Genomic DNA, 548 nt, shown 5'->3' on the forward strand with positions numbered 1-548 from the left:
TAAATACGGATAAATACTTATTCTGTTGTGCTGTAAAACGCTATTGTTTGCGGGTGTGGTGATATAAGATATAAAACTTTATAGGGGTGTTTTGATAAGAGAGTGTGATGAATATTCAAGGGAGGGCTTGCTTGTATAATTTTGTGAAAGGAACCATATGAAATGGGAATCTGAGAAGGAGCTATTTTTGAGAAGGCGGATTATTCATCAACCGGTTTAAGAAGGGGGTTGCATCCTTTGAAGGTGTGGGGAGAAAGCCAAGAATAGGGCATGTAGTACCCTATAGCTATGCTTTTAAAGCGTTTTAATTTTGATCACAAATTAAGTTTAAAATTGCTTTCTGCTTGACAGATGTGAGGACTCTAAAACTTTTTAAAAGCAAATATTCCTCTTTGCTCGAGGCGATTTCATCATAATGGTACGGGGTGTTGTCTTTTTTGATGATATCAGTGTAAAAAAAGGCAAGTGGAACATTCAAAATATCGGAAATTTCCTTTAAACGCCCTGCGCTCACGCGATTTAAGCTTTTTTCATACTTTTGGATTTGT

Annotated in this window: 1 protein-coding gene; it reads right to left on the reverse strand. The window is 36.5% G+C overall.

All coding sequences use genetic code 11. The features are described 5' to 3' along the window. Positions 1-304: 304 nt before the first annotated feature. Positions 305-548, reverse strand: a 244-nt coding sequence (locus ACFILW_RS11075) for a transcriptional regulator (RefSeq protein ID WP_375685865.1), incomplete at its 5' end; no start/stop codon positions are given.

The organism is Bartonella sp. TT110JLCBS (assembly GCF_042193405.1).
In the GTDB taxonomy this organism is placed as follows: Bacteria; Pseudomonadota; Alphaproteobacteria; order Rhizobiales; family Rhizobiaceae; genus Bartonella.